The 5,935-nt window shown below is 72.8% G+C and carries 5 protein-coding genes, 1 tRNA gene and 1 pseudogene; 4 read left to right on the plus strand and 3 right to left on the minus strand.

Annotated elements, in window-relative coordinates; all coding sequences use genetic code 11:
* A pseudogene (locus KME77_RS22510) lies at positions 1 to 363 on the plus strand (BTAD domain-containing putative transcriptional regulator); the annotation flags it as partial.
* Here KME77_RS22510 and KME77_RS22515 read toward each other — a convergent pair.
* Positions 360 to 995, minus strand: coding sequence for a hemerythrin domain-containing protein (locus tag KME77_RS22515; RefSeq protein ID WP_219470919.1), 636 nt, complete (start codon positions 993 to 995; stop codon positions 360 to 362). The pseudogene KME77_RS22510 and the gene KME77_RS22515 overlap by 4 nt on opposite strands.
* A gap of 155 nt (positions 996 to 1,150) precedes the next feature.
* Between KME77_RS22515 and KME77_RS22520 the strand changes: the two genes are divergently transcribed.
* The 3 genes from KME77_RS22520 (at position 1,151) to KME77_RS22530 (ending at position 2,790) form a co-directional block, all read left to right on the plus strand.
* Positions 1,151 to 1,354, plus strand: a complete 204-nt coding sequence (locus KME77_RS22520) for a transposase (RefSeq protein WP_219470920.1) — start codon at positions 1,151 to 1,153, stop codon at positions 1,352 to 1,354.
* Between the two features lie 67 nt (positions 1,355 to 1,421).
* Positions 1,422 to 1,494: transfer RNA gene (locus tag KME77_RS22525), tRNA-Thr, on the plus strand.
* Positions 1,495 to 1,842: 348 nt separating this feature from the next.
* The gene (locus tag KME77_RS22530; protein ID WP_219470921.1) at positions 1,843 to 2,790 is read left to right on the plus strand and encodes an alpha/beta hydrolase; all 948 of its coding nucleotides are present in this window, start codon (positions 1,843 to 1,845) and stop codon (positions 2,788 to 2,790) included.
* Here KME77_RS22530 and KME77_RS22535 read toward each other — a convergent pair.
* Together KME77_RS22535 and KME77_RS22540 are read right to left on the minus strand one after the other, a co-directional pair.
* Entirely contained in the window at positions 2,749 to 5,064 is a 2,316-nt protein-coding gene (locus KME77_RS22535) for an ATP-binding protein (RefSeq protein WP_219470922.1), read from the minus strand. The two genes, KME77_RS22530 and KME77_RS22535, sit on opposite strands and share 42 nt — an antisense overlap.
* Positions 5,065 to 5,159: 95 nt before the next feature.
* On the minus strand, positions 5,160 to 5,561 hold the full coding sequence (locus tag KME77_RS22540) for a hypothetical protein (protein WP_219470923.1): 402 nt from the start codon (positions 5,559 to 5,561) through the stop codon (positions 5,160 to 5,162).
* Between the last annotated feature and the right edge of the window lie 374 nt (positions 5,562 to 5,935).

A 5,935-nucleotide genomic window follows, 5' to 3' on the forward strand; every position in this document is an offset into this window, starting at 1 on the left:
TCCGCCGCCGTGCTGGTCGCCGACGGCGACCTCGACGGCGCCAGGCGGGTGTGGCGGCCGGACGAGTCGCATCCGCGCAGCTACTACTGGCTGATCTGGGAGGCGATGCGCGCGCTGACGGCCGTGGCGCTGGACGACAAGGAGGTGGCCGAGCGCTGCTACCGCGACCTGTTGCCCTGGGAGGGCGAGATGGCCGGGCTGCACAGCGCCTCGGTCACGCTGGGGCCGGTCGGGCTGGTGCTGGGTGACCTGGCCCGGGTGCTCGGACGGGACCCGGGCGGGCACTACGCGGCGGCGGCCCGCGTCGCGGAGCTGGTCGGCTCCCCGCACTGGGCCGGCGCCGCCCGCAGGGCATTGCGCTAAACCGCGCCGAAGATCAGCTGCTGGCGGCGCTGATGGCCCCGGCGGGTGAGCGTGAGCAGCACCGACAGGACCGGCCCGGCGAGCTTGCGCAGCTCGGCCAGCTCCTCCGGCCGCGCGTACTGCCCGATCCTCGGCAGGTCGAACGCCATGTCGCCGCCCTTGCGCACGGCGCGCTCGACCTCCAGCCAGTCCTTCTCCGACACGTACGTGTTGATCACCGGGAAGAGCAGCCGCTCCTCCTCCTCGATGTGCTCGTCCAGCAGGTCGGCGAGCGCGCCGAGCGACTTGGCCAGCCGCGCGGGCACACCGGGGTCCGTCTGGAGCCGCGCGGCGGCCGTGGTGATCTCGTCCAGCAGCGGGTCCAGGGTGGCGTGGTCGTCGGTCAGGTCGGTGAGGTCCACCGCCGCGCCGGCAGAGCGGACGATGACCGGCCAGAGCACGTCGTCCTCGGCCTTGTGGTGGTGGTGGATCCCGGCGCACACCTTGGTGATGAAGGTGGTGATCGCGCGCATCCGCGCGGCGTCCGCCTTCTGCTCGCCGGCGGCCAGCTCGCTCATGAGCCCGGACAGACGGCGTACGTCACCGCGCATGCTCCGGTGGGTGATGCGGAATCCAAGCAGGTTGGGGGCCATGGGGGCGCTCCTCTCGTGAACTGCGACCAGAGTGCGCGACGGCTCTAGGACCTTTCTTGGTGGTGACTTAATGTTCTTCTGTGCTGTTTTGGTATGAGGTGTAACGCATGTCGCTTCCCGGAAAATGAGAGACCCAGGGGCTACTGTGTGCCGCTATGGACAGCCGATGGGTCGGACCTGACGGATACGACGTCATCGCCGCCGAGCGCGACGGGCGGCAGGTGCTCCGGGTGCGCAGGCACGGCATCACCGTCGCCGACTGCGGATCCGTCGCGGAGGTGGCCCGCCATGTCGATCTGGCCGATCTGTGCGAGGTGGTGTCGCTGCCGTTCTCGCGGGGGTTCGAGGCGGTCGGGTAGTGGGGCAATCGGTTCGCGTCATCGTTGAGCGCCGTGTATGGTTACACCTGTCCGCAGCGACGGACAGGCCCCTATAGCTCAGTCGGCAGAGCGTCTCCATGGTAAGGAGAAGGTCAACGGTTCGATTCCGTTTGGGGGCTCGCAAGCCGAAGAGGTAGACGCCCGGACCAAGACCACTTGGGGCCGGGCGTTTCGCGTTTTGCCGACCTCGCGTTCGCCCGGTCGGCGGCGGCCGGGTTCTGGCCCGCGCTGCTGCGGTTGCTGCCCGACTTCACCGGACTTGCTGGACGCCGCGGCCGCACACTGACGACACCGATACCCGCTGCCGACGCGGGAGCGAAATGCCCGGTCAATGCCCGCCCGATGCCCTGGATGCCGCTTGACCGGCCGCGCAGACTTGCCGCATGGTGGGCGAGTTCTGCGCTCGTTCCCGATCACCCGCCTGCCATGGCCGTCGTCGTCGTGCCCTGACCCTAGGGAGATCTTGTATGCCGGTGCTGCCGCAGCTTGTCCCGATGCTGGGCCGGATCCAGGAGGCCCGGACCCGCCTGCCGGACGCCTCGGTGCCGGTCGCCGAACGCCGCGCGATGATCCATCGGGGCATGGACCAACGGGCCGCCACGGTGGCGCGACCCGCCCCGCCGGTGTCCGTGACCGACCACAAGGTGCCCGTCGAGGGCGGCGCCATCACGGTCCGCGCCTACCGGCCGCCGGATGTGTCCGGCCTGCTGCCCTGCCACGTGTACGCGCACGGCGGCGGCTGGTGGCTCGGCGAGCTGGAGCACCGCGACACCCTGTGCGCCCGGCTCGCGGCCGAGGCCGGCTGCGTGGTGGTCTCGGTCGCCTACCGCCTGGCCCCCGAACACCGCTTCCCCGTCCCGGTGCGTGACTGCCGCGCCGCCGTGCGATGGGTCGCCGACCAGGCCGGGACGCTCGGCGTGGACACCTCACGCGTCTCGATCGGCGGCGACTCCTCGGGCGCCAACCTGGCCGCCGCCACGGCGTTGATGATCCGCGACGAGGGCGGCCCGCCGCTGCGCGCCCAGGTGCTGGAGATCCCGGCGCTCGACCTGACGGCGGGGCGGTCCGACAGCGCCGAGCCCGAGGAAGGGGCGGTGCTGACGCGCGCCGAGCTGGACACCACCATCGAGCAGTACTGCGACCTCCAGCTCCGGCATCACCCGTACGCCTCGCCGCTGCTCGCCGACGACCTGAGCGGCCTGCCGCCGGCGCTGATCATGACCGCCGAGTACGACATCCTGCGGGAGGACGGCGAGCGCTACGGGCGGCGGCTGGAGCGGGCGGGGGTCCCGGCGGAGGTCATCTGCTGGCCGGGCCACGTGCACGGGTCCCACGAGATGACCGCCGCGCTGGAGTCGGCGCGCCAATGGCAGTCACGCGTCGCCGTGTTCCTCCGCGACGCGCTGCGCGCCTGACCCCTGGAGCCTGGACCGGACCACCTCGGCGGTCTGGTGCCGCAGCTCCTCCAGGATGACCAGGGCCAGGCGCCAGTGACGCGCCGCCTGGACGGGCCGGCCCGAGGCGAGGAACGCGTCGCCGAGGTGGAACAGCGTCTCGCCCTCGGGATAACGGTGGCCCAGGTCGCGGAAGAGGGTCAGGGCACGGCGGTAGCAGTCGATCGCCGCCTCCTGGTCGCCCCGGTGGTGGTGGATGTACCCCAGTGTGTCCAGGACGTGGGCCTGGCACGACTCGTCCTCGTTCTTGACCGCCAGCGCCAGCGCCTGCTCGCCGGCGGCGAGCGCCCGCTCGTGATCGCCCAGGAGGGTCCGGCACCAGCTGATCCCGTTCAGCGCCCGGGCCTGGCCGATGGGCAGGCCCGCGGCGCGCAGCAGCTCCAGCGACTCGTGGCCGAGCCGCAGCGCCTCCTCCAGCCGGCCCTGGTTGAGGCGCAGCAGGGTGAGGTCGAAGAGGGTGAAGCCCTCCTCGTCCGGGGCTCCCGCCTCGCGCGCCAGGGAGAGGGCCTGCTCGACATGGGTCTCGGCCTGCTCCAGATCATCGAGCTCGATGGCGGGCGCCACGATCCACCGGTGTGCGGCGGCCCGCATGTGCGGGTTGCCCAACCGGTCGGCCGCCTCCAGCGCGACGCGGGAGCAGGCGATGCGCTCGTGCCACTTGCCCTGCCGGTCGAAGCAGACGAGGGAGGCCGACACCAGCCAGAAGGCGTGCTCGTACATCCGGTCGGCCATGGCCTGGCGAAGGACCGCGAGCAGCACCGGCTCCTCGGCCCGGAACCAGGCCAGCGCCTGCCGGTGATCGGCCACCCGCTCGGCCAGCACGCCGGGGGCGGCCGGGCCGGGGGGGACCAGCCGCTCGAACGACATCAGGCGCAGGGACGCGCCGTACGCGGTGTGCACATAGTGGTCGGCCACCCTGCGGGCCGCCGCCCGCCGGGCCGGCTCGGACTCGGTGTCGCGGGCCAGGTCCAGGGCGTACGCGCGGAGCAGGTCGTGGAAGGCGTACCGGCCGGGCGCCACCTCGGTGATCAGGTGCGCGTCGAGCAGGGCGTCCACGAGCCGCCGGGCCCGCGCCGGGTCGACCTCCGCCAGGCTGGCGGCCGCCGCCGCGGTGATGTCCGGTCCGGGGTGCACGGCCAGCAGCCTGAACAGCCGGGACACCTCGCCGGGCAGCACGTCGTACGAGCGGGACAGCACCACCCGCAGGTCGGTGGCCGAGTCGCGGGTGACCAGCTCGCCCAGGTCCGCGACGGCCCGGCGCAGGTCCGCCGCGAAGGCCGCCAGCGGCGTGGCCGGGCTGGTGACCGCGCGGCCCGCGGCGATCGCCAGGGCCAGCGGCAGCCGCGCGCACGCGGAGATGATCTGGTCGGTGGCGTCCGGGTCGGCCTCGGTCCGCTCCCGGCCCAGGCGGCGGGCCAGCAGGTCGCGGGCCTCGTCCGGCGGCAGCACGTCCAGCATGACCAGGGCGGACCCCTGCTCGGTGATCAGGCTGCTCATCGCGCGCCGGCTGGTGACGAGGACCGTGCAGCGGCCGCCGCCGGGGAGCAGCCAGCGCGCCTGCTCGGCGTCGCGGGCGTTGTCGAGCACGATCAGGACGCGCTTGCGCGCCAGCGTCGTGCGGTAGAGCGCCGCCATGGCCGGCAGGTCCTCCGGGATCTGGCGCGGTGCCACGCCCAGGGCGCCGAGGAAGGCCGACAGGGCGTCCCGGGGGTCGACCGCCTCATCCGTCGGGCCGAAGCCGTGGAGGTTCACGTACAGCTCGCCGTCCTCGAACCGGTCGCGCACCCGATGCGCCCAGTGCAGCGCCAGTGAGGTCTTGCCGACGCCGGCCGTGCCGGAGATGACGCAGATCCGCGTGCCGTCGGGCGGCGTCTCCAGCAGCCGGTCCAGCTCCGCCAGGGCCTCCGTGCGGCCCGCGAACCCGGACACGTCGATCGGCAACTGCCTCGGCGTCGTCTCCGCCCCGGCACGCGTGTCCTGGGCCCGGAGCGCCATCGCGGTGAGCGTGGCCTGTTCGTCCAGGTCAAGGCCCAGCGCCTCGGCCAGCCTCCGGAGCGAGGCCCCGCGGGGCCGCTCGACGTCGTCGCTCTCGAGCCGGCGAACGGTACGCACGTTGACCCCCGCCCGGTCGGCGAGCTGCTCCTGCGTCAGCAGCGCCCGATCACGCCAGGCCCGGAGGAGCCCGCCCAGGCTCGGGCCGTGCCGGTCGGAGCCGACGTCGCCATCGTCCGGCATGACACCTCCACCGTCCGTGTCCCAGGGGCAGGACCGTCCAGCCGAAGTCTAGGCAGTTCAGCCCCGGGGTCACGGCCGGCGGGAGGTGCCGGCGGTCATCTGGTGACGGTGACGCACCGCCGGCCGAGGCTCGTGTAGTGGCTGCCGCCGCGGTGCCACCAGCCCTCGGCGCAGAGCTGCGAGCCCGCCGGGAAGTTCCGCTTCGGGTAGGTGTAGCCGATGTAGGTGCGGTAGCTGGTGAAGCTCTCGACCTGGGTGTTCACGGCCCAGCCGGCGGAGTTCCACACGCGGCCGTGGACCGTCATGTTCGGGCGCGCCCAGATCTGCACCTCGACCCGGCCGTGCCACGTGCCGACGTCGTAGGTCTTGAGGCACGTGTCGCCGGTGCACCACCTGCCGGCCGCGAGCGCGGGTGAGCTGGTCGCGGCCAGCAGGCCGCCGGTCAGCCCGATGCCGAGCAACGCCGCGACCGCTGATCGTACTGCTGCCTTGCGCATGCTTTTCTCCGAAATTTGAGGAATTCTGTAGTGGCCGGAACGACGTGACGGACCCTTGAGTCTGGGGTCTGCGGCGGTGCCCGGACCAGGCTTTTGACCGGTCATTGAGCGGGCATGAGCGATGGTCACGACCGCACCAAGGGGAGCGCGAAACCTTGTGCTCCAGCACGATCCGCACCCGAGCCCCGGCCGGGTACGTTGCGTTGATGGACACCCATGACCTCGTTCTCGGCGCGGCCCGCGTTCTCGACCCGGAGACCGGCCTCGACTCCGTCGCCCACGTCGGGGTGACCGGCGGCGTCATCTCGGCCGTCTCGGCCGAGCCGCCGGCCGGCCGCGAGCACGTGGACGTCTCCGGCCTGACGCTCGCCCCC

The sequence above is a fragment of the Nonomuraea rhizosphaerae genome, from assembly GCF_019396405.1.
Taxonomy (GTDB): Bacteria; Actinomycetota; Actinomycetes; order Streptosporangiales; family Streptosporangiaceae; genus Nonomuraea; species Nonomuraea rhizosphaerae.

Coding starts and splice junctions, on each gene's coding strand:
- KME77_RS22515 (WP_219470919.1), bottom strand. CDS start 995: ATGGCCCCCAACCTGCTTGGATTCCGCATCACCCACCGGAGCATGCGC.
- KME77_RS22520 (WP_219470920.1), top strand. CDS start 1,151: ATGGACAGCCGATGGGTCGGACCTGACGGATACGACGTCATCGCCGCC.
- KME77_RS22530 (WP_219470921.1), top strand. CDS start 1,843: ATGCCGGTGCTGCCGCAGCTTGTCCCGATGCTGGGCCGGATCCAGGAG.
- KME77_RS22535 (WP_219470922.1), bottom strand. CDS start 5,064: ATGCCGGACGATGGCGACGTCGGCTCCGACCGGCACGGCCCGAGCCTG.
- KME77_RS22540 (WP_219470923.1), bottom strand. CDS start 5,561: ATGCGCAAGGCAGCAGTACGATCAGCGGTCGCGGCGTTGCTCGGCATC.